The sequence below is a fragment of the Labilibacter marinus genome (assembly GCF_001659685.2).
Taxonomy (GTDB): domain Bacteria; phylum Bacteroidota; class Bacteroidia; order Bacteroidales; family Marinilabiliaceae; genus Saccharicrinis; species Saccharicrinis marinus.
Genome location: NZ_LXYE02000002.1, coordinates 43,655 through 64,217, shown reverse-complemented (window position 1 = coordinate 64,217; position 20,563 = coordinate 43,655). Strand labels below are relative to the sequence as shown.

Annotated in this window: 17 protein-coding genes; 4 read left to right on the top strand and 13 right to left on the bottom strand. The window is 35.4% G+C overall.

Going from position 1 to position 20,563, the window contains the following annotated elements; genetic code table 11:
• Positions 1-391 precede the first annotated feature (391 nt).
• The 4 genes from A8L32_RS01790 to A8L32_RS01775 form a co-directional block, all read right to left on the bottom strand.
• On the bottom strand, positions 392-1,828 hold the full coding sequence (locus A8L32_RS01790; RefSeq protein ID WP_066627067.1) for a nucleotide sugar dehydrogenase: 1,437 nt from the start codon (positions 1,826-1,828) through the stop codon (positions 392-394).
• 1,431 nt (positions 1,829-3,259) lie between these two features.
• Positions 3,260-3,817, bottom strand: a complete 558-nt coding sequence (locus tag A8L32_RS01785) for a hypothetical protein (RefSeq protein ID WP_066627064.1) — start codon at positions 3,815-3,817, stop codon at positions 3,260-3,262.
• A gap of 73 nt (positions 3,818-3,890) precedes the next feature.
• Entirely contained in the window at positions 3,891-4,418 is a 528-nt protein-coding gene (locus A8L32_RS01780) for an FKBP-type peptidyl-prolyl cis-trans isomerase (protein ID WP_066627062.1), read from the bottom strand.
• Positions 4,408-5,433 carry a DHH family phosphoesterase gene (locus A8L32_RS01775; RefSeq protein ID WP_066627060.1) on the bottom strand — a complete coding sequence of 342 codons (1,026 nt, stop codon included), beginning with the start codon at positions 5,431-5,433 and terminating at the stop codon, positions 4,408-4,410. The genes A8L32_RS01780 and A8L32_RS01775 overlap by 11 nt, the downstream gene beginning before the upstream one ends.
• A 176-nt stretch (positions 5,434-5,609) precedes the next feature.
• Between A8L32_RS01775 and ndk the strand changes: the two genes are divergently transcribed.
• Positions 5,610-6,029, top strand: a complete 420-nt coding sequence (gene ndk, locus A8L32_RS01770; protein ID WP_066627058.1) for a nucleoside-diphosphate kinase — start codon at positions 5,610-5,612, stop codon at positions 6,027-6,029.
• 102 nt (positions 6,030-6,131) lie between these two features.
• The gene (locus A8L32_RS01765; protein WP_066627054.1) at positions 6,132-7,769 is read left to right on the top strand and encodes a sensor histidine kinase; all 1,638 of its coding nucleotides are present in this window, start codon (positions 6,132-6,134) and stop codon (positions 7,767-7,769) included.
• Positions 7,770-7,795: 26 nt separating this feature from the next.
• Here A8L32_RS01765 and A8L32_RS01760 read toward each other — a convergent pair whose 3' ends face one another.
• From A8L32_RS01760 to A8L32_RS01735, 6 genes are all read right to left on the bottom strand, one after another.
• Positions 7,796-8,818, bottom strand: a complete 1,023-nt coding sequence (locus A8L32_RS01760) for a Gfo/Idh/MocA family protein (RefSeq protein ID WP_066627052.1) — start codon at positions 8,816-8,818, stop codon at positions 7,796-7,798.
• Positions 8,819-8,830: 12 nt separating this feature from the next.
• Entirely contained in the window at positions 8,831-10,111 is a 1,281-nt protein-coding gene (locus A8L32_RS01755; RefSeq protein WP_066627049.1) for an MFS transporter, read from the bottom strand.
• Positions 10,112-10,322: 211 nt separating this feature from the next.
• Complete coding sequence (locus A8L32_RS01750; RefSeq protein ID WP_158027187.1) at positions 10,323-11,363, bottom strand: transaldolase family protein; 1,041 nt, start codon at positions 11,361-11,363, stop codon at positions 10,323-10,325.
• 17 nt (positions 11,364-11,380) lie between these two features.
• The gene (locus A8L32_RS01745) at positions 11,381-12,019 is read right to left on the bottom strand and encodes a cyclase family protein (RefSeq protein WP_066627044.1); all 639 of its coding nucleotides are present in this window, start codon (positions 12,017-12,019) and stop codon (positions 11,381-11,383) included.
• Positions 12,020-12,054: 35 nt separating this feature from the next.
• Positions 12,055-13,101 (bottom strand): isocitrate/isopropylmalate dehydrogenase family protein, encoded by a 1,047-nt coding sequence (locus tag A8L32_RS01740; RefSeq protein ID WP_066627041.1) that lies wholly within the window; start codon positions 13,099-13,101, stop codon positions 12,055-12,057.
• 14 nt (positions 13,102-13,115) lie between these two features.
• Positions 13,116-13,772, bottom strand: coding sequence for a GntR family transcriptional regulator (locus A8L32_RS01735; protein ID WP_143524992.1), 657 nt, complete (start codon positions 13,770-13,772; stop codon positions 13,116-13,118).
• A 275-nt stretch (positions 13,773-14,047) separates the two neighbouring features.
• Between A8L32_RS01735 and A8L32_RS01730 the strand changes: the two genes are divergently transcribed.
• Positions 14,048-14,746, top strand: a complete 699-nt coding sequence (locus tag A8L32_RS01730) for a hypothetical protein (RefSeq protein ID WP_066627037.1) — start codon at positions 14,048-14,050, stop codon at positions 14,744-14,746.
• A gap of 154 nt (positions 14,747-14,900) precedes the next feature.
• On the opposite strand, the gene A8L32_RS01725 is transcribed toward A8L32_RS01730, so the two are convergent.
• Entirely contained in the window at positions 14,901-16,415 is a 1,515-nt protein-coding gene (locus A8L32_RS01725) for an arylsulfatase (protein WP_066627035.1), read from the bottom strand.
• A 143-nt stretch (positions 16,416-16,558) separates the two neighbouring features.
• Here A8L32_RS01725 and A8L32_RS01720 point away from each other — a divergent pair, with 143 nt between their 5' ends.
• Positions 16,559-17,548, top strand: coding sequence for a helix-turn-helix domain-containing protein (locus A8L32_RS01720; RefSeq protein WP_066627032.1), 990 nt, complete (start codon positions 16,559-16,561; stop codon positions 17,546-17,548).
• 28 nt (positions 17,549-17,576) lie between these two features.
• Here A8L32_RS01720 and A8L32_RS01715 read toward each other — a convergent pair whose 3' ends face one another.
• Both A8L32_RS01715 and A8L32_RS01710 read right to left on the bottom strand, forming a co-directional pair.
• A complete protein-coding gene (locus A8L32_RS01715) occupies positions 17,577-18,425 on the bottom strand; it encodes a response regulator (RefSeq protein ID WP_066627030.1) in 849 nt (282 codons plus the stop codon).
• Entirely contained in the window at positions 18,397-20,487 is a 2,091-nt protein-coding gene (locus A8L32_RS01710; RefSeq protein WP_143524991.1) for a sensor histidine kinase, read from the bottom strand. Before A8L32_RS01710 ends, A8L32_RS01715 begins: the two co-directional genes overlap by 29 nt.
• Positions 20,488-20,563: the final 76 nt, after the last annotated feature.

The following is a 20,563-nucleotide window of genomic DNA, read 5'->3' as shown; positions in this document are numbered from 1 at the left end:
GACTTTAATCTGATACACCTTTTATTAACTCCCCCTTCTCCAAGGGGGAATCTATTTCTTTATATTCTTCGGTTTTTTTCTTCTTGCTAAGGTTTTCCGTTTCCGATTTCCTTTCTTCACAATGAATTTTACCTGCTCACAATTTCGGCGCAAAATAATTAGGCATATTTAACTATTTTGTGGTTGCGCCGTTCTTAATCATTTGTTTCCCCTGGGCGTTGCCCAGGGCTATTATCTTTAGCTCTTTCAGAGCTCAATTTACAGGATGCAAATAAGCAAGCTGTAAGTCACATTCTCCCTTCTCCTTGTTCCTTTCTAAAACCTGCAAATCACTGCCTACTGAATACTGTTTACTGTAAATCCCTTTCTCCAGCCTGAGCTAAGCGAAGGCCTAGCCTTTTCCGATATTAAACACGTCAAAGCCCATATTTTCTAATTGTGCTTTATCCAGGATATTTCTTCCATCAAAAACAAAAGCAGGCTTTAACATGGCATCAAATACTTTTTGCCAGTCGTAGCTTTTAAACTCATCCCACTCCGTCATAACGGCTACGGCATGTGCGCTTTCCATAGCACTATATGCATCTGTATGAACAGTCACCAGACTTCTAATTTCTTCCATGTCCATTAATTCGCCTTTTTCCACATATCTACCCACACGGTGTGTTTGTAAATATTCTAAATCAGCAAATATTTGTTCTTTTGTTACTTTAGGATCATACACATGAATTTCTGCTCTATCTTGTAATAACTGATCAGCCACATAAATAGATGCCGACTCACGGGTATCATTGGTATCCTTTTTAAAGGCCCAACCTAAGAAAGCAATCTTTTTACCCGAAACAGTATTAAAAAGCTTATCCATGATCACCTTACCAAAACGATGTTTCTGATAATCGTTCATGATCACCACTTGTTCCCAATAATCTGCAACTTCAGGTAAACCAAAATGATGACAAAGGTAAACCAGGTTTAGAATATCTTTTTGGAAACATGAGCCTCCGAAACCAACAGATGACTTTAAAAACTTAGCTCCAATACGGGTATCCATTCCAATAGCCCCTGCTACCTCATCCACATCAGCCTCTGTTTTTTCGCATAAAGCAGAAATAGCATTGATAGATGAAACACGTTGTGCTAAGAATGCATTCGCGGTAAGTTTACTTAACTCAGAAGACCAAACTCTAGTGGTAATGATTTGCTCTCTCTTTACCCAGTTTTCATAAACCTCTACAAGCGCTTGAATAGCCTCTTGACCTGCCTCATCAGTATCTCCACCGATAAGCACTCTATCAGGATCTTGTAAATCCGTTACAGCTGTTCCTTCTGCTAAGAACTCAGGACTAGAAAGCACTTGAAAGTTCACTCCACTTCCTGTTGAATCTAAAATAGTACGAATAGCTTGCGCCGTACGAACCGGTAAAGTAGATTTCTCTATAATAATTTTATCATCTTTAGCTATAGAAGCAATCTGACGCGCACATAACTCAATATATTTTAAGTCGGCAGCCATACCCTTACCTACGCCATAGGTTTTAGTAGGTGTATTTACCGATATAAAAATCATTTGCGCCTCATCAATGGCTTTATCCACATCCGTTGAAAAAAACAAATTACGACCACGTGCTTCTGCCACTACAGCATCTAAGCCTGGTTCATATACCGGCAATTTATTTAAATCCTCATCATTCCAATCAGCAATTCGCTGTTTATTTAAATCAACAACAGTTACTTTAATATGAGGACACTTCTGCGCCAAAACCGCCATTGTAGGTCCTCCTACATAACCTGCTCCTATACAGCAGATATTTGTTACTTTTTTTTGCATACCAGGTTTAGAAAATTATATAATATTCAACTTTAATACTCAATTCAAACACCCCGAACAAACGAAATGTTTTGCTATTTTGTACAAATGTAATTGAATATTTTTTTTAGGGTAATTATATGGTGTCTTTTTTGTTGCTGGATACAGCTTCGCCCTGTCAGTCCCAAAATAATATTTAGAACATTTCAGTTTTTTCACTCATATGGTCAATCGAAATCTAGGACAATTGAGATGACCTTATATTTACATTGCTAAAATAGAACAGAAAGTTGTTAACTCGTGTTAACGCTTTTTTAGGCTTGACAAAAGACCTTTTTTTAATGACAACCATGTTCTTTTACTAGGTCACTACTAAATATTATTTGTTTTTAGCAAACAACACCCTTTTTCTCAAGGGTAACTGCATTTTCCTCACAACACCCACTAACGCCATATAAAAACATGTTTATCCAAAATAATGAGCACTTCGGCACATTTATATTGATATTCAACACTAATTTCCCTATGAATTTAACATGTGCATTTTAAGCAAATCAGTACTGATTTAATTTTAGAACATTTTTAACCAAAACTCCAAGATTTATAAGTCTAGATCGCACGATGATAATATCATCTCAAACAGTAAAGTAAATTTGAATAATAGGGCTTAAAAAAGAAAGAAAATAAATATCAGGATAACTATGTAATAATCTTAAAAAGTTATCCTCAATTGCAACACAATTACATCGTGTAACTTTAGTATTTTACCGTTCAAAAGATTCGTACAGTAGCGGATATTGCATAAAAAAGGCTTGGTATCATCATCTAAACAGTTTTAACTTTTCTGAATCCACCTTATCTACCCCAATAGATGTTAGAAACTTATAGAACAAACGCTATTTATATGATACAACTAAAGCCCAGTTGAACCATAAAATTTAAACCAGACCAATGTTTCTATTAAGTTAACCTCAAATGAAATAACAAAGTATTACAAAAAAGAATTACCAGAAAATTACTGTAACTTTTTAAAGATATAAAAACCTCACATCATGACACTTATAAAACAAATACTTAAATAGAAGAAGATAAATCACTAGCTAAAACACACCATGATTCCAAATATGGCCGTAAATCCAAAAAATCATTCCAAAATGATGCGTTTATTCAATTTTTGGTTCCGTTTTTAAGAGTTTCTGCACTTTTTGGTACTTTTCTTCGAGACCGCTTCGCAAATGCTTCGGTATCGCTTCGCACTTCTTCGCAAGCTGTTCGCAAAATGTACACAAACTGTTCGCTATACGATTGCGAATAAGCGGCGATAGGAATGTGGTAAGATGTAGGCTAATACCCCAGCAGTGTACTAAGGGTATAATACCATCTACAATTAAGCGCAAAAAAAATCACCAACTTTAAAAGGTTGATGATTTATATATTTTTTATGAAAACGCCTTAATTGGCAGCATAGGTAACTTCCAGATCATAAATCGATGTTTCATAATTACCTCCACCCTGTGTAGAAGGAACTATAACTCTTGATTTTCCATATTTACGCATATAAATAAGAGCTTGTCTAACTCCTGCTGGCACACTATTGTCCGAAGCATCGCCAATAACATGAGTCTGAGGATTAACTTCATAATAGTTAGAAGAGATAGCACCCCAATTAGGTTCTCCAATACTATCTGTATAAATTACTGATCTTATATATCTATATCCAACTTCTTTTCCAACTTCTAATACTTTTCCAGAGCCAGTTACATTTTCAAAGTAAAGGATACCTTCTTCACCAACCTGATCTATTGTATCTACCGCATTTTTAGTCCACATGTCTCTTACCGTTAATCCTTCAGGATTAATACTATCATGAGGAACCACCTCTAAAAACTCATTTAACAATTTAAATTCCTTTTCTTGCAGCTGTCTAGGACTATCAATTCTGTTTTTTTCGCAGCTGATGGCAACAATGATAAGTAATAAGGCAAAAACTCGTATAAATATTTTGGTCATCCGTTTATCTCTATTTTTTTATTAATAGCGCAAAGTAAATGTTTTATTATAATCCATCAAAAATACTCTGCACTTATTTATTCTTTTTAAGATCAATCAACTCTACTTTATATATTAAAATAGACCTCCCAGGTACTTTATCATCGTCACCGACTAATCCATGCGCTCTATGCGGAGGCATAATAAAAGTAGCTTTAGTTCCTTTTTGCAATAACAAAATACCTTCTTCTAAGCCAGAAACAACGCCACCTTGTCCTACTTTAAACGATTGCAAGCCTAATGAATCGGATGAGTAACAAGTTGTACCATCTAATAATGATACTTCGTAGGCTATTTTTACTACATCCTTCTTTTGCACAAAATCACCCGCTCCATTTTCATTTATTTCATACCAAAGACCCGTGTTCGTCTCAATCATCTTAAGATCGTTTCTTTCTACGTAATCTTTAATAGCAGATGCATCCTGACCAACCATATATCTATTTACAGAAATCAGTTCTTCAGAAGTTACTTTTCTGGTTTGTGGCTTTTCGTTACTCTGTATTTTGCAACTCACCAATAAAACAAGCACTAAAACTTGTACTAATAACTTATAGGGCATCCTTTAAATATTTTTGGTAAAACTTTGGTAATTCGTTTTTATACTTTTGTACAGCCTCCACTAATGGCAATTCTGACATTCCTCCCGCAGCATTTCTATGACCTCCTCCGGAAAAGTTCATCTCTGAAAACTTATTCACAGGAAAATCACCGCGTGAACGGAAAGAGCATTTAATAATGCCATCCTTTTCCATGAAGAAAGCCGAGATATTAATTCCTTCAATACCCAATGGGTAATTTACAAAGCCTTCTGTATCTCCGGGTTGAAAACCAAATTCTGTTAATTCTTCGGCACTTAGGCACATATATGCAGCACCTTGGTCCTCCATCAATATCATCTTCTGGCCAAGTACATGTCCCAATAATTTCATCCTGCTAAAGGAATTACTATGAAACACCAATTGATGAATCTTATCTTTATCAATATCCTTTTCCAACAAACCAGCTACCATACGATAGGTTTCCGGATTAGATGAATTATAACTCAAGGAACCCGTGTCCGTCATAATACCTGTGTAAAAACACTCTGCAGCATCTGCCGAAACATATTCGTTCCAACCCAATTGATTAATCACATGATAGGCCAATTCGCAAGTAGAAGACGATTCAGGTACTGATATCATGATATCTGCAATATTCTCAGGGTATGGATGATGATCAATCATTACCTTTTTAATAGATAAAGAGGCGATTAATTCCTGCATCTCCCCCACTCTTTTCAGGCTATTAAAATCTACAAATATTAAAAGGTCAGCTTTACGAAAGGTTTCCTCAGCTTTTGATTTTTCCTCCTCATAGTTTATAGCTCCTCCAGAACCTTTCATCCAAGACAAAAACTTAGGATAAGCAGAAGGGCTAACCACCTGAACTTGCTTTTTTAAACCTTCTAGCACATGCAATAAACCTAAGGATGAACCCATGGCATCACCATCGGGATTTAGGTGAGGCACAATGACTATATTTTGTGATAACTCGATTAACTTTTTTAATTCGTCCGTTTTAAAACTATCTATCATATTCTACTTTTGAAAAATCAAAGTTAAGAAATTCAATCTACCCATTTTGACTTACTTTAAATTATTATTAATATTAACCATAACAATTAGAATAAATAATAAGCATCATTCTTAAACATCTTAGCTTTTGACATGTTAAGATGTTGATTTAACTAATACTACAAAAAACAATACATATGGCTGGAAATAAAACTTTAACAATTATAAAACCATTTGCGGTAAAAAATGGGAATCTGGGAGCTATACTTCATAAAATTGAAGAATCGGGATATAGATTTGCGGCCATTAAAACGCTTAAATTAGATAAGCGTGATGCCGAGATTTTTTACGAAGAACACAAAGGCAAGCCTTTTTACGGTGACTTAACTGATTTTATGTCCTCAGGACCAGTTACAGCAGCTATATTAGAAAAAGAAAATGCAGTGGAAGACTTTCGTTTTTTAATTGGAGCTACCGACCCCAATGATGCCAAGGAAGGCACCATTAGAAAAATGTTTGCCACAGATAAATCACACAACGCCATTCACGGATCGGATAGTGATGAAAGTGCAGATAGAGAATGCGATTTTTTCTTTAGTAAAAGAGAAAGACTTTAACCTTAGATGAATTAATGATAGTCGCCTGTTTGGCGACTTTTTTTTTACTTGGCTTCTCTTTAAAGAAGTTACTTTTGCCACTTGCCAAAATTTATGCATCGTATGTCTACAAACCTTAGTCAACAAAACACAGCTACGGCAGCAACGCATTATTTAAAAACCTTCGACCAACTAAAAATGGGTTATTTACTTGTGCGAGTAGATAAAGACAAGCATCCCAACGATTACTGGGTAGAAGAAACCAATAATCACTTGGAAACAATACTAAGGACATCAGGCCAGTTAAAAAATGGTTTATTATCAGGTTTACAACCGGAACTGAAAGGTTTATTCGATTCCATCGATATCGCATTGGTTTTAAGGTCGGAATACAGCATAGAAAAGCTGGTGAATTACGAAGCAATTAAACAATCCGTCTACCTTAAAGCTTTTTCCTCGGAGGAAAATCTTATCACTATTATTGTAAGAGAACATACCGAGGTAGCCGATTACGAGATAAGACTGCAAGAACAAACAGAAGAGATTCAAGCCCAAAACGAAGAACTGACGGTAACTAACGAGCAGCTTTCCGAAAGCTTTGATCATGTATATCAATCCAACGTAAAGTTGATGCAAAAAGAGAAAGAGCTAAAAGCTGCTAATAACATGTTACAGTTAGTTCTTGACCATATTCCCGTTCGTGTTTTTTGGAAAGATACCCAATCGCAATATTTGGGCTGCAATAAAAATTTTGCACAAGATGCTGGCAGAAGTCATTCGAATGAAGTGGTGGGCAAATTTGATACTGACCTTTTTAGCGATAGTATTGCTAAAATATACCAAAATGACGACAACCAAGTAATGCAGAGTGGCATTTCTAAATTAAGTTATGAGGAACCACAAAACGATAGCAAAAGTGATGCATTAAGATGGCTTAGAACCAATAAGGTTCCTTTGGTAGATGATAACAATCAAGTATTTGGAGTATTGGGTACCTACGAAGATATAAGCGATTTTAAAAGCATAGAAAAAGAACTTGTTACTGCCAAGGAAAGAGCAGAACAATCCGATCGTTTAAAGAGTGCCTTTTTAGCCAATATGAGCCACGAAATACGCACTCCTATGAATGGAATTCTAGGTTTTGGTCAGTTATTAAAAGAGCCATTACTGAGCGATGAAGACCGAAACCACTATGTGAATGTGATTAATGTGAGCGGACAAAAACTACTGGCTATTGTAAATGATATTATAGATATTTCTAAAATAGAATCTGGGCAAGTTGAACTACATCAAACGCAAGTTAATGTGCACGAGTTACTGAATAGTGCCAAACAGTTATTTGAAGCTGAAGCCAAAGAAAAGGCGTTAAAATTAGAAATTGAATCTGCTTTATCTGAAGACTTTACTATTCTTCAGGATTCAACCAAGTTATTTCAGATATTAAGCAACCTTATTTCGAACGCCATTAAATTTACCGAACACGGGGTGATTACCATTAAAGCCCAATTAGAGAAGGACTATTTGTCAATAAGTGTACTGGATACTGGCATTGGTATCTCGGAAGACCTTCACGAAATTATATTTGATCGTTTTAATCAGGGCAATACCAAGATAGTCAACAAAATAAAAGGTACTGGATTGGGATTATCTATCTCAAAAGGTTTATTACAAATTATGGGCGGTAAGATTTCTTTAAGCTCCTCTCCCAACGAAGGATCTAAATTTACAATAGAGTTGCCAGTAAAAAAAAATAAGGGTTGATATTGCTACCCACCCTTATATATCTTTTATAACTGAACTAAGGTTCCTGTATCCGCCGATTCGTATACGGCCTCTTGAACTTTTAAGCTTCTTAAATAATCATCGCCATTGGTTTCAAATTCGGAACCATCTATCAAGCAATCTACAAAATGACGTTGCGTGATGTAACAACAATCACCTGCAAAACCATTGTTTACATGTTTATATTCTCTCTCCACTTCCTTTTCACCCAACTTTTGAATGGTTATTTTACCATCGGGATAAAGACGAATAGCTCCCTTCTCTCCCTCTACTAAATAGTGACCAAAAGTATATCTCGAATTCTCAAAATTAGGTTCATTAAAACGGTTTGCATCCCAGGTGGCCCAGGTTCCTTTTTCAAAAAACAACTGAACCATACCTCTATCCTCACCTTTAATCACAGAATTTAAGCGTCGCAATTTAGCAAACACCTCTTTTACCTCACCTGCATGATATCGGAAAGTATCTATAAAATGAATACCTGTTTCGTAAATCAACAACTTTGGATAATCTCTAAAGTAAGGCTGACGCGCTAAATAAGCATCTTCTCCCCATCCATCACCCATTCTGGAACGGAAAAACAGACTATGCACTTGACCTATCTCATCCTGATCGATGAGCTGACGGATTTCGCGGTGCCAAGGCTGAAACCTAAAATTTTCGTGCACCATAAAACGAACACCTGCCTTCTTAGCTACTTCAACAACCTCAACGGCTTCTTCAAAAGTAGGCGCCAATGGTTTCTGACAAATGATATCCACCCCTTTATTGGCAGCATAAGTCACCATTTCCAAGTGTGTTTCTGGAGGCGTAATGATGTCTACAAAATCAGGCTTCTCCTCATCTATCATTTTTTTCCAATCGGTATAATGACGAGCTACCTCATATTTTTCCATAATTGGCTTCGCACGATCTTCGTTTCTGTTGCTCATAGCAACCAAATCAACTTCTGGCATCCGTTGCCAAGCTTCGTACTGAAAACCACTAAAATAACCTGCTCCTATAGCAACTCCTTTATATTTCTTCATACTAACTCTTTTTTAATCAACAATACTTCGTCTTGGTCGCATAAAACTCCACATGATGATGGACAGTACGCTTAAACCTGCACAGATATAGAAAAACATATCATTAGCTGCCATCGCTTCTTTGGCATTTAATCCTGACGAAATCAAGGATTCTGCTAAATAACCAAATACAAGGATAGATGCAAAAGCGCCTAAGTTCCCTGCCATATTCATCGTTCCAGAAACAGAACCGGCATGCTCTTTACCAATATCGATACAAAATGCCCACGAAGGACTTAAGGTCATATCCGCCCCAAAAATTGCAATACTTAATAACAATAACTTCATCATGGTAGAATCTGCCTGAGGCATTAAAAACATACCTATTGCAGCCAAAGTGAAACCAATCATTGCTGGTAATCTACGAGACCATCGCCATCGACCTGAAGCATACATTTTATCCACCATAAAACCTGAAACCCAATTACCTAATGCACCAGCAATTAAAGGTGCCATGGCATAAAAACTAGTGTTTGTTCCCGATGCTTTTAAAGCTTCCTTCAAATAAGGGAACATCCAGGTTAATGTAAAATAGAAAGTAAAGTTACTCCCAATATACTGAATCATCGCCATCCACAAATTAGACGATTTCATGGTTTTTATAAAATCTAATGGCTTTGGTTTAGCCGATGATTGTTCTTGACGATTATCAATAATATACTTTTTTTCTTCTGCACTAATATCTTCAATCTCTTCGGGTGTGTCTCTAAAAAATATCCACCATACTACAGCGAACAATACGCCAACAATACCAAATACACCAAAGCTCCATTTCCAGCCCACGGCACTAATTAATATAAATACGATAGGGTAAGCAAATGCAGCTCCAAGTCGCGAACCAGAGAAATTAATACCTTGTACAATACCACGTTCTTTAATTGGAAACCATTTAAACACCACCTTTGATAAGGTAGGAAATGCTCCTGCTTCACCTGCTCCAAATAAGAAACGAATCACCAATAAAGACATGGCATTCCAGGCTGCCCCAGTTAAAGCGGTTAAAAACGACCAAACCCCAATGATGCATGCCATCACAAAGCGAGGACCTTTTTTATCTGATAATTGTCCTGCTGGACGTTGAAAAAGCGCATAACCTAAGGTGAAAATAGCCAATACCCACGTCCATTGTAGATTGGTTAAGTTAAAGTCGCTACTTATATTTTCTTTTGCTGCTCCAATACAGGCTCTATCCACATAAAGGAGAACGGTTATCAGAAAGGTTCCAATAACCAGAATTATTCGTCTGGGAAACATAGATTTATTTTAAGGGATTAAAACCAACAGCATCATTAATACCATACCGTTGGTTTAAGTGTAGATTAAAATGTAGATTTTTAAAACGATAGAATATACAATGAATAACCATCATATAAACTATCGCTTCGGTAAATTGTGTTTTGGAAAACAACGGATAACTATTCCTACCTTAAAATACCAGCAAGAAATGGTTATCTATATTTTGGTACTATCGCATTTCTCCGATAGTTTTTACTACGTTTTTCCATGCGCTAACAAAAGATTCCCAAAAATATTTAACAGGACCATACTCTTCGTATTCATCCACTGTTAAACCATTTTCGAAGTATGCTTTATTAAATTCTGGTAGTTTAGCTAACAGCTCTTCAAGCACAACATCTTGCGTTGGGTTGAATAATCTTGAAACTACTGGTTTATTTAATTTTAGTAATTCTTCAGCATGACCTTTCCAGTTCATGGTAATATTCACATCACCGCCAACCATCTCTGTAAAATGATGTAAACCACGCATGCCACCGCCAATAAAACCAAGTTCAGTTCCGCGGTCGTGCATGGTTTTATATACTTTTTTGGCAATAACCATACCTGCCTGATAAAGTGCATCAGGGTTAACCTCAATTCCTTTTTCTTGTACATCTTTTTGCAACCATTCGTCATAAATTCCTGTTATCAAAGACAATAGCATCACAGGCCTTGTTTTAGTTCTTTCTGTGATACTTTTATACATATCACACAACTGAAGAGCCTGACTCATACCCATTACCTCTGTTGCATTTAAAGGCGTATTTTCGGCAATCAATACATCCATGGCTTCAATTCCCGCTTTAGTAGCAGGAATTTTTATCATCATATTGGGGCTTATCTCTCTATTTCTGCGCGCCTCATCAATAATAACCTGTGCATCATGTTCATGAATCGGGTCACCTTGAATACTCACATACCCATGCTTTCCGTTTGTTTTTTCATAAACAGGCATAAATATTTCAGCAATCTCAGCAATTAGCTTACGCTGAAAAATACAAGCTACCTCATTATCATCATCAGACTCCTTTAGCGTTTCAGCTAATACCTTTTTGGCGTAATCTCCATACTCTGGATGCGTTAACATTTTCCAGGTATATGAAGGGTTTTGCGTACAACCTAAAGCGCCTGCTTCAATGGCCATTTTAGCTTCTTCTTTGGTGACATTATTAATCCAAAATTTTGTTGGCGTTAAGGCTCCAACTCTGTAAAAATAATCGCTAATCATAGTAGTATTTTTTTTCATTATTCTTCAATAGCAACAACTCTGGCAGGCGCACCATCGGCACCTTTAACGCGCAGAGGCAATGAAACTAAGTGTACTTTTTCTTGGGTGATGGCTTCTAAATTACATAAGCCTTCCACAATCATTATTCCTGCATCAAGCACCAAGGCATGAATTTCGGTCAGCTCCTGTGGGTTATTTACATCGGCTATGGATGGTGGTTCAACACCAATCAAGCCAACCTTTTTATCGATGCACCACTTCACCAACTCTTTGCTAATGCGAGGCAAGTCATCTCTAAATTTGTCCTCACCAACATATTGGCTCCAGCCTGTTTTAAAAATAAGACCTTCTCCAGCTTTTATCTTATCAATAACATCCCCTAGATGCGATGGCAATATCAAACCTTTATCTCCTATCGTACTTACATCAATCAAGTAACTATCCACAAAAAAGCGCTCCACAGGAATGACATCAATGGTATTTATTCCATTATCCCTATCAAAATGCAAGGGAGCATCCATATGGGTTCCTGCATGAGAATATAGATGAAAGGTGGTTGCGTTCCAGCCATCCTTTTCGATACGACGGGCCACATCCACTGATACACCGCGCATACCAGATTCAAGATTTAATGTAAGATCAATATATTTAGGCATAACAATTTAAATACACGTATTTTCAGTAATTCCTTTTATAATCTTTTAATTACCTCATCTGCAATTTTATCGGTAGCATACTTACCACCTAAATCAACAGACAAAATACCATCAGCCGTAGCTTTATCCATGGCCACCATAATTTGTTGCGCTGCTTCGCTTTCGCCTAAATGCTCTAACATGATAGCTGCCGACCAAATTTGACCATAAGGATTGGCTTTGTTCTCACCTGCAATATCTGGAGCAGAACCATGAATAGGCTCAAACATAGATGGATAATCTTTTTCAGGGTTAACATTTCCTGAGCCGCCTAAACCTAAACTTCCCATAATAGCACCACCTAAATCACTTAAGATATCACCATACGAATTCGTGGTTAATACCACATCAAATGTTTCTGGCTTAAGCACAAAGTTAGCCGCTGCTGCATCAATGTACATTCTCTCACACTTTACATCAGGGTAATTTACAGCTACTTCATTGATCACTCTATCCCAATAGGTTAAACTATTAATTAAAGTATTTGATTTAGTAATAAAGGTTACTTTATTTCTTCGGGTACGAGCTAATTTAAATGCATAGTGTGCTATACGCTCGGTTCCTTTACGTGTAAACACAGAAGTATCTACACCAAAACCATTTTCAAAATCGGGGAAGAACTGACCTCCTATTTGAACAAACTCACCCTCTGTATTCTCACGCACCACCACCATATCAATTTCTTTATCAGATTTAAGTGGTCCATCGATACCTGCATAAGTTCTTACTGGTCGATAGTTGGCATATTGTCTGAAAGCAGATCTTACTTTAAACGTATAATCCTTGGCTGGTAAAGAATCATCCACAGCAGGTAGCCCTACTGCGCCAAAAAATATGGCATCAAATCCTTTTAAGATTTCCAGTCCATTCTCTGGCATAAACTCACCATTTTTTAAATAATGACCAGCGCCAAAGGTGAAGTCTTCTTTCGTTAACTCAAAATCATTTTTAGAAGCTACTGCATCTAAAATTTTAACCGCTGCAGGCACAATTTCATGACCAATACCATCTCCAGGAATAACAGCAATTTTGTAGTTCTTCATTTCTTAATTAATTATTAGTTATCTATCTTCTGAATTTCTTTTTCAATCAGTTCTCTTGACCTACGAACGTGCATTGAAGCTGCTTCTGCCGCCTTATCTCCGTCCCCTTCTTTAATGGCTTCTACAATTTTAATATGCTCTTCTAAGGTCTCCTCTGGTGGTCGAACCAATCCCATTTGGGCAATCTTATCATGGATACTTCCAAAAACAAATAGGCGACGTAATACCTTATTGCCTGTATCATCAATTAATATTTGATGAAATTTCTCATCGGCTCTAGCATATTTCGTTGTCACTATTTTTTTATCCTTATTCATAAATGGAGTGATTAAAGCCTCCATCCTTTTAATCGTATCCTTATTTGTTAGCTCGGCTAATTTTCGAGCAGCCATTCCTTCTAGCGCCTCTCTACATTCAAAAACCTCCAACATTTCCTGTAAGTCAATATCCTTTACATACATTCCCCTTCTGGGCTTGCTTTCTACCAACAATTCAAACTCTAACATTTGAAGTGCTTTTGCTAATGGCGTGCGACTTACACCTAATTGTGCCGACAGTTTTTCTTGAATGATTTTTTGCCCAGGTTTTAACTCCTGACTTAATATCATGGCCTTTACTTTATCGTAAATGGGCTTACTCAAATCTGGCTGTTCAATCTGTACTCTACTCACTTGTTTGTTTTTTGTATACAAAATTCAAATTTAACACTTATTTCTTAATTCCAAAGTAAATCATTTCTTTTATTTCAACCTCATACTTTGCTAATATTCTATCACTTACATTTAAAACATAGGTAAATCAAGGAATTCGGAACATTTATGCACTTCCTAATTATTCCAAAATAAATTATATTTTAGCGTGAAATTTTAAATGAAGAATATTTTCATCCAAAAATAGAAGCGGATGATTTCGAATATACCACACAAACATTAATTAATAACATATTATGGCTGAACTAATTCCAAGCGACGTTCTAGAACAAGCTTATGCAAATCAGAAAAAATTGGTTACCGAAGTAATTAAAACAAAGGGAATTGCTGGATACAAAGCGGCAGTTTCAGGAAGAGGTGGACAGAAAAACATGGGCTTAAGCACATTGCTTGCTGGTGTACTTTATCAAGATGGCAACCTTGAAAACAACAGTACCATTGAGCTTAGCGACTTTAAATTAGCTAAGATTGAAACTGAAATAGGCTACCGATTAGCGCAGGACGTTAGTGAACTTACCTCTGTAGAAAATGTACAATCTTTTATTGCTGAATTGCTTCCTGTATTTGAAGTACCTGATGTAACTTCAGAAGATCCTGCAAACATTACCGTTCCTGAATTAATTGGAAGCAACACTTTTAGTTCGCATCAAGTACTTGGTGATGCTGTTCCCGTAGGAAGCGTTGATCCAAACAGCATAGTCGCTGAACTTTTCCATAACAACACAGCTATTAATACAGGTAAGGGAACGGATGCAATGGATAACCAATGGGAAGCTCTATCCGTGGCTATTAACTTTGCCATTGAGCATGGTTATTCGCCTAAAAAAGGTGACATTGTAATTACTGGAGCTCTAGGACAAATACATGCTATTGAAAAAGGAACTTATACTGCAGACTACGGAAAACTGGGTAAGTTAAAACTGGAAGTGAAATAGATATTTTGACACTCACTTATTTAAAGAGGATTCTATTGCTTAGGTATTACACCAAATATTTTGTTTTGCAAAGAAACTTATTTTAGAAGATGATTTCTTATTACTTAAAATATAGAAATCATCTTCTGTAAATTGTTTTGCTGCTTTATATAAGCTATAACTCTGTTATATTCCATGTTGCTGGCTTTTGAACAGCAGGATATTCTTCAAAGGTTGATTTAAACTCTATCACATAACTTGCAGCCCAGCCAAATACGAATGGGTGCCTAGCATACCAATCATGATAGCTGTTTGTTTCTCTGGCTTTCTCAAAAGGATCGTTTCTGAGGTCAAATAACAGAGGTGCTTTTAGAGATTCTAATTTATATACCCAAACATCCTGACCAATTGCCTTTTGTTCCATATACATAGCCTTCCATCTATCGGCAAATCTAATGGCAGAAATTTCGCCTGCATCGGTAGCATAAATGAAATACTTACGAGGATTTTCATCCGTTTTACCGCTCCATAATGGTAGCATATCAAACCCATCTAAATGATTTTTAAATACTTTATTATTAGATTCGAAAGTACCTGCTAAAAGCTTTTCTGGCGTATCTTTGTCTCCTGCTGCGGCTAGTAGTGTGGGTACCCAATCTAGGTGTGATGTAACGTCATTTACAATAGTTCCAGGTTCAATATCATATCTTTCAGGGAATTTTGCTAAACAAGGCACTCGGAAACCACCTTCCCAATTCGTTGTTTTTTCACCGTGAAACCAAGTTACACCAGCATCGGGCCAGGTAGCCTGATGTACACCATTATCTGTGGTAAAAATTACTATGGTGTTGTCATCTACTCCCAATTCCTTTAGCTTTTTTTCAAATTCACCCACAATCCAGTCTAAGCGTAACATACCATCAGCATAATCACCCAAGCCTGACTTTCCTTTCCATTCGTCATTTATATGCGTCCAGAAGTGCATACCAGTTGTATTCATCCATGTAAACCACGGCTTATTCTCTGCTGTTTTTTCTTCCATAAATTGAAAAGCAGCCGCCATAAATTCCTCATCAACTGTTTCCATTCTTTTGCTGGTTAAAGGTCCAGTATCTTTAATCGGGCCATCGGCAGATGCTTGCAAAACACCCCTTGGTACTGCTACTCTTTTAGCCTCTTCTCCAGTTGGCCAATCTTGATGTTCAGGCTCTTCCTCTGCATTCAAATGATATAAATTACCAAAGAATTCATCAAATCCGTGATTAGTAGGCAAATGTTTATCTAGGTCTCCAAAATGATTCTTCCCAAACTGACCTGTCGCATAACCCAAAGGTTTCAGCATTTCAGCCAATGTGGCCGTTTCATCCTGAATGCCAATATTAGATCCAGGAAGGCCAACTTTGGACAGGCCTGTTCTAATAACATGTTGTCCTGTTATAAATGCAGAACGGCCAGCTGTACAGCTTTGCTCAGCATAATAATCCGTAAACATTAAACCATCTTTTCCGATTCTATCAATATTTGGAGTTTGATAGCCCATGATGCCATGACCGTAAATACTTAGGTTTGGCGCTCCGATATCATCGCCCATGATGACTAAAATATTTGGTTGCTTTTGAGCTATAGTTGCAACTGCTCCAAGGAGTATAACAAATGATGCTAAGATTAATCTTTTAATTAAATTTTCCATGTCTTGTATTTTTAAGGATACTTATTTTTACATGACAAAATTTGAAATTATTCCAGTGTGAAAATTGTATATACCTGCAAATGACTTGTCGATATCTGCACAAATTATAAATAGTTTATATTTATGCTTTAAATGCTATATAAATGAATGAGGCTAAAACGATAAAAATAAAATACACCTCCATTAATAAATCGATAAATTCTTTAACAAGTATTTTTTCAAACCTAACGGTTAAGAAACATGAGCTAAGTGGGAGTTATGGTAATTCTTTTGTAAAGGTTAATTTTTTCAATCAAATTGAAGGATTACAGATGAATATTATTCGCGCTAAGTTTAATGTAGATGTATTATTAGAAGATGATGATATTAAGGAAAAACCACTTACTATAGTTCGTTTCTGTAACAAAGAACTGGTTGAGGATACATTTAATAAATACTACAAGTTTACCGATGAAAAAGTAAGTAATATTAGCTTGTTTAATCGGCATACACCTTTAAATTTATTGATTCCTAAGGGTGAAGAAATATACTTGATAGGCTTTCAGGTCAACACTAATGTTTTAACGCAGTTTAGTGAAGATACATGGCCCGAGTTACCTGAACTAATAAATTTTAATTTGGCTTGGAAACATCAGCTATATGGCGACTTAAGTATTGAGGAGTATTTTAATGATATATTTAGATTGCAAGAAACGCGCATTGGAAAAAATGGATTGATGTTATCGAAGGCATTGGCTCTACTAACCCATTTTTTTATTCAGCTTTCTTTACAGGAAGAAAAGAGTAAAATGTTTGATGTTATTGAAGAGAACCTAAAAGTTATGCACAAAATTAAAGATGCACTACTCGAGCGAATCAATAATCCACCTGATATTAAATCCTTAGCTCTTGAGTTTGGAATTAGTGAATCTGGAATTCATCATAACTTTAAAACAATTTTTGGCGTTCCTCCTATCAAATTTTTACAAAATTCTCGACTTGAAAATGCCCGTAATTTATTAATAGACACTAGTACTCCCATTACAAACATTGCTCTAGACTTAGGCTATAATGATTCCGCTCATTTTTCTCGCAGTTTCAGAAATAAGTTTGGAATGTCTCCTTCATCTTACAGAAATGGTCGACTTTTATAAACTTTAATAATCCATTTGTCACAATCATTTAAAACTGAGATAAAAATGAAACTAAATTCTGGGATTGTTCTAATCTCATTTTTTTTCTGAGCCTTGAACGTGAAACCTTTATACTTTCTGGTTTAATATGAAGTATGTAAGCTATGTTTTTAATGCTAATATTAAGCCTGATTAACACACATAACTTAAGGTCGGCCATACTTAATTCGGGGTAGACTTTTAAAAGTTTCTTTATAAAGTCGGGATGCACCGATTGAAACACCAGTTCAAATTGGTTCCAATTATCATATGAAGTTCTATCCTCTATTAGCTCAAGCATTTCATCAATATCAGCTTGATCCTTTTTTCGAAGATTTGCATTCTGTTTAAACTGACTTAATTTACTTTTAAGCTTTACCAAAAACTCAATAGACTTTTCTAAGTTAAGCGCATTTTGAATAAGCTCTCTTTCTTTAGAGCTGATATACTCTTGGTGCTCATTATTTATGGATAAGGTGGCATGTATCCTGGCTTGTAATTCTATTATATCAAAGGGTTTCTTTAAAAAGTCAACAGCTCCAGCTTCTAATGCCACTTTTAAACTGTTAGAATCGCAATTTATACCAGTTAATATAATAACAGGTATATCCTTTGTTTTATCATCTTTCTTAAGCTCATTTATTAAATCAATCCCATCTTTTAAAGGCATATCCCAATCGCTAAGCACAATATCGGGATGCATTTCCTGAGCAATTTTAATAGCATTATTAACACTATTGGTTTGATATATAATACAATTAGGCATGGCTTCTTGTAATGATTGAGAAATCAATTCCAGATTCTCGATAATATCATCAACAATTAGAATCCTACTGTTTAGTTCGTTTTTCCAATTCATTTAAAGTGTCTAAATAAAGTTCCTCATCGCAAAGTCTAATGGCTGTTCTAATCTTTGCAATAAAAACTAAAGTATTTTTATTAGTCTCTACATCTATTTTATTTAAAATATCTTGTATCTCAGAAAACTGAAAAACTTTTAATCTTTTCAGTTTTTCAATGAATTTAATTTCAACACATGCACATGCATTAGTATCATCTATTCGTTTATCATCATTGATTACGTAATTAAAAGGCTTATCAAACTTTTCTTTATAAGGGATAGTAAACCAAAAAGAAGCACCTATATCTGTATTGTTTTTTACACCAATACTACCTTTGAATGTTGACACTGCCACTGAACAAAATGTAAGACCCAAACCCGATGATAGACGGTCTTTTTTAAAGCTTTTCTGGGAATCATTAAAAATAGTATCCATTAAAGCTTCATCAATACCCGTTCCACTATCGCTTACAATTATTTTGAGCATTTTTTCTTTTTCAAGATATTCTGTACCAATTTGAATAGTGCTCCTACTGGGTGAGTTTTTAATGGCATTAGATAACAGGTTAATCAGTACACGTGTAAGAATTTCGATATCTGCATTGATTAAACCGTCATAATTATTCTGGGTATTGATGATGATACAATTCCCTTGAGCCGGAATGATCATTTCGTTTAAGGCTTGTTTTATTAGCTTAGAAACCGAAAATGTATTGAATTTTAACTGATCTTGTCGATTCTCTAATTTGTACATATCCATAATATTGGATATTAGGCTGAGCATACTTTTACCAGCTCCCTGAACCAACTCTTCTCTTAATTTATAATTGCTTATACGATTGTAATTTAAAATTACAGAAAGTGGATTTTTTAAATCATGTACAATCATATTTGAAATGAGCTCCTTGTGTTTTTGTAGAATAAGTATTTTCTCGTGCTTCTGCTTTAATAATATATTCTGCTTTTTTATTTCTGATACTTGCTCATCAATAGTATTTTCCAGTTCATTATTAATTTGTTGAACCAGTAATTCTGCTGCCTTCGTTTTTTTTCTTTGCCATAATAGTATCACTATTGAAATAGCTTCAATAATAGCTAACACCAAAAACAAGGATATAGGAATCCAGTAATCCCAAATCGTTTTATGACTATTTATAATAGTAGTATTGTCAGGAAGATGAGATGTGGATATATTAAATTTATCTAATGCTCTTTGATTATAAATAAAGCGTGAACTATTGATGCGATAGTAATTAGAATGCGTATTTTTGCTCATTAAAGTACTATCAATACAGGCAGCTGTTTTGTACCCTAATTTATTAAAATCTATGCACTTTCCTCCTAAAACATTATCGATTATATAATGAGATACATTTACAAATAATGGAACTTGCAGGTCTTTACTAATTTCTTTTAAGGCATCAAAGGGTATAACGTTTTCATTACGATTTTTATGAATGTATTGATAGAATGCAACCGATTGTTTAGGTAATTCTTGAAGTATTTTTACAATTTCTTTGGGAGTTTTGTCTTGTATAATATGAATATCTACATTGAAATCAACCTGCCCAAACTCATCAACCAAGCGCTGATGCGTAAATTTATCCGTAAAGTAATAGATATGTTTAGTACCTGGTAGAACATCCATTATATTTCTGAAACAATCCTTAATATCATTCATTACTTCAATCGTATTCAGGCTTGGTAATTTTTCTAAATCATAAATGCCTCCTAAGTAAAAAGAAGGAATACCTTTAAATATTGAAGGCAAATAATTAGAATACCAAATAGCAACATCTCTTTCGGTACAAATAATCGCATCGGGTAAATGATCTTTGTATTTTAACTCTAATAATTGCGAAAACTTGTTTCTGTAGGCTACACTAGTTCCTAAATTTGAAGAATCAAAATTCTCATAATGAATAGTTACGTCAAAATCCGAATGTTCAAAATAGTGTTGCATCCCTTCGTTAAAATAACTAACAGCTGGATAATTTTGTGGATCACTATGTAGTACTAATAGTTTATAATGCTGGCTGGCATTTACTTGTAAAGCAAAAGGTATAAGAAACAAGTACACCAGAATATATTTTTTATTATTTCCTCTCAAAATAAGATGCACTTTTATATTAAAAACAATAATATTTTAACTAAAA

Excerpts from the sequence above, each read along its gene's own strand:
- A8L32_RS01790 (WP_066627067.1), bottom strand. The coding sequence starts at position 1,828 with ATGCAAAAAAAAGTAACAAATATCTGCTGTATAGGAGCAGGTTATGTA.
- A8L32_RS01785 (WP_066627064.1), bottom strand. The coding sequence starts at position 3,817 with ATGACCAAAATATTTATACGAGTTTTTGCCTTATTACTTATCATTGTT.
- A8L32_RS01780 (WP_066627062.1), bottom strand. The coding sequence starts at position 4,418 with ATGCCCTATAAGTTATTAGTACAAGTTTTAGTGCTTGTTTTATTGGTG.
- A8L32_RS01775 (WP_066627060.1), bottom strand. The coding sequence starts at position 5,433 with ATGATAGATAGTTTTAAAACGGACGAATTAAAAAAGTTAATCGAGTTA.
- ndk (WP_066627058.1), top strand. The coding sequence starts at position 5,610 with ATGGCTGGAAATAAAACTTTAACAATTATAAAACCATTTGCGGTAAAA.
- A8L32_RS01765 (WP_066627054.1), top strand. The coding sequence starts at position 6,132 with ATGTCTACAAACCTTAGTCAACAAAACACAGCTACGGCAGCAACGCAT.
- A8L32_RS01760 (WP_066627052.1), bottom strand. The coding sequence starts at position 8,818 with ATGAAGAAATATAAAGGAGTTGCTATAGGAGCAGGTTATTTTAGTGGT.
- A8L32_RS01755 (WP_066627049.1), bottom strand. The coding sequence starts at position 10,111 with ATGTTTCCCAGACGAATAATTCTGGTTATTGGAACCTTTCTGATAACC.
- A8L32_RS01750 (WP_158027187.1), bottom strand. The coding sequence starts at position 11,363 with ATGATTAGCGATTATTTTTACAGAGTTGGAGCCTTAACGCCAACAAAA.
- A8L32_RS01745 (WP_066627044.1), bottom strand. The coding sequence starts at position 12,019 with ATGCCTAAATATATTGATCTTACATTAAATCTTGAATCTGGTATGCGC.
- A8L32_RS01740 (WP_066627041.1), bottom strand. The coding sequence starts at position 13,101 with ATGAAGAACTACAAAATTGCTGTTATTCCTGGAGATGGTATTGGTCAT.
- A8L32_RS01730 (WP_066627037.1), top strand. The coding sequence starts at position 14,048 with ATGGCTGAACTAATTCCAAGCGACGTTCTAGAACAAGCTTATGCAAAT.
- A8L32_RS01725 (WP_066627035.1), bottom strand. The coding sequence starts at position 16,415 with ATGGAAAATTTAATTAAAAGATTAATCTTAGCATCATTTGTTATACTC.
- A8L32_RS01720 (WP_066627032.1), top strand. The coding sequence starts at position 16,559 with ATGAATGAGGCTAAAACGATAAAAATAAAATACACCTCCATTAATAAA.
- A8L32_RS01715 (WP_066627030.1), bottom strand. The coding sequence starts at position 18,425 with ATGAATTGGAAAAACGAACTAAACAGTAGGATTCTAATTGTTGATGAT.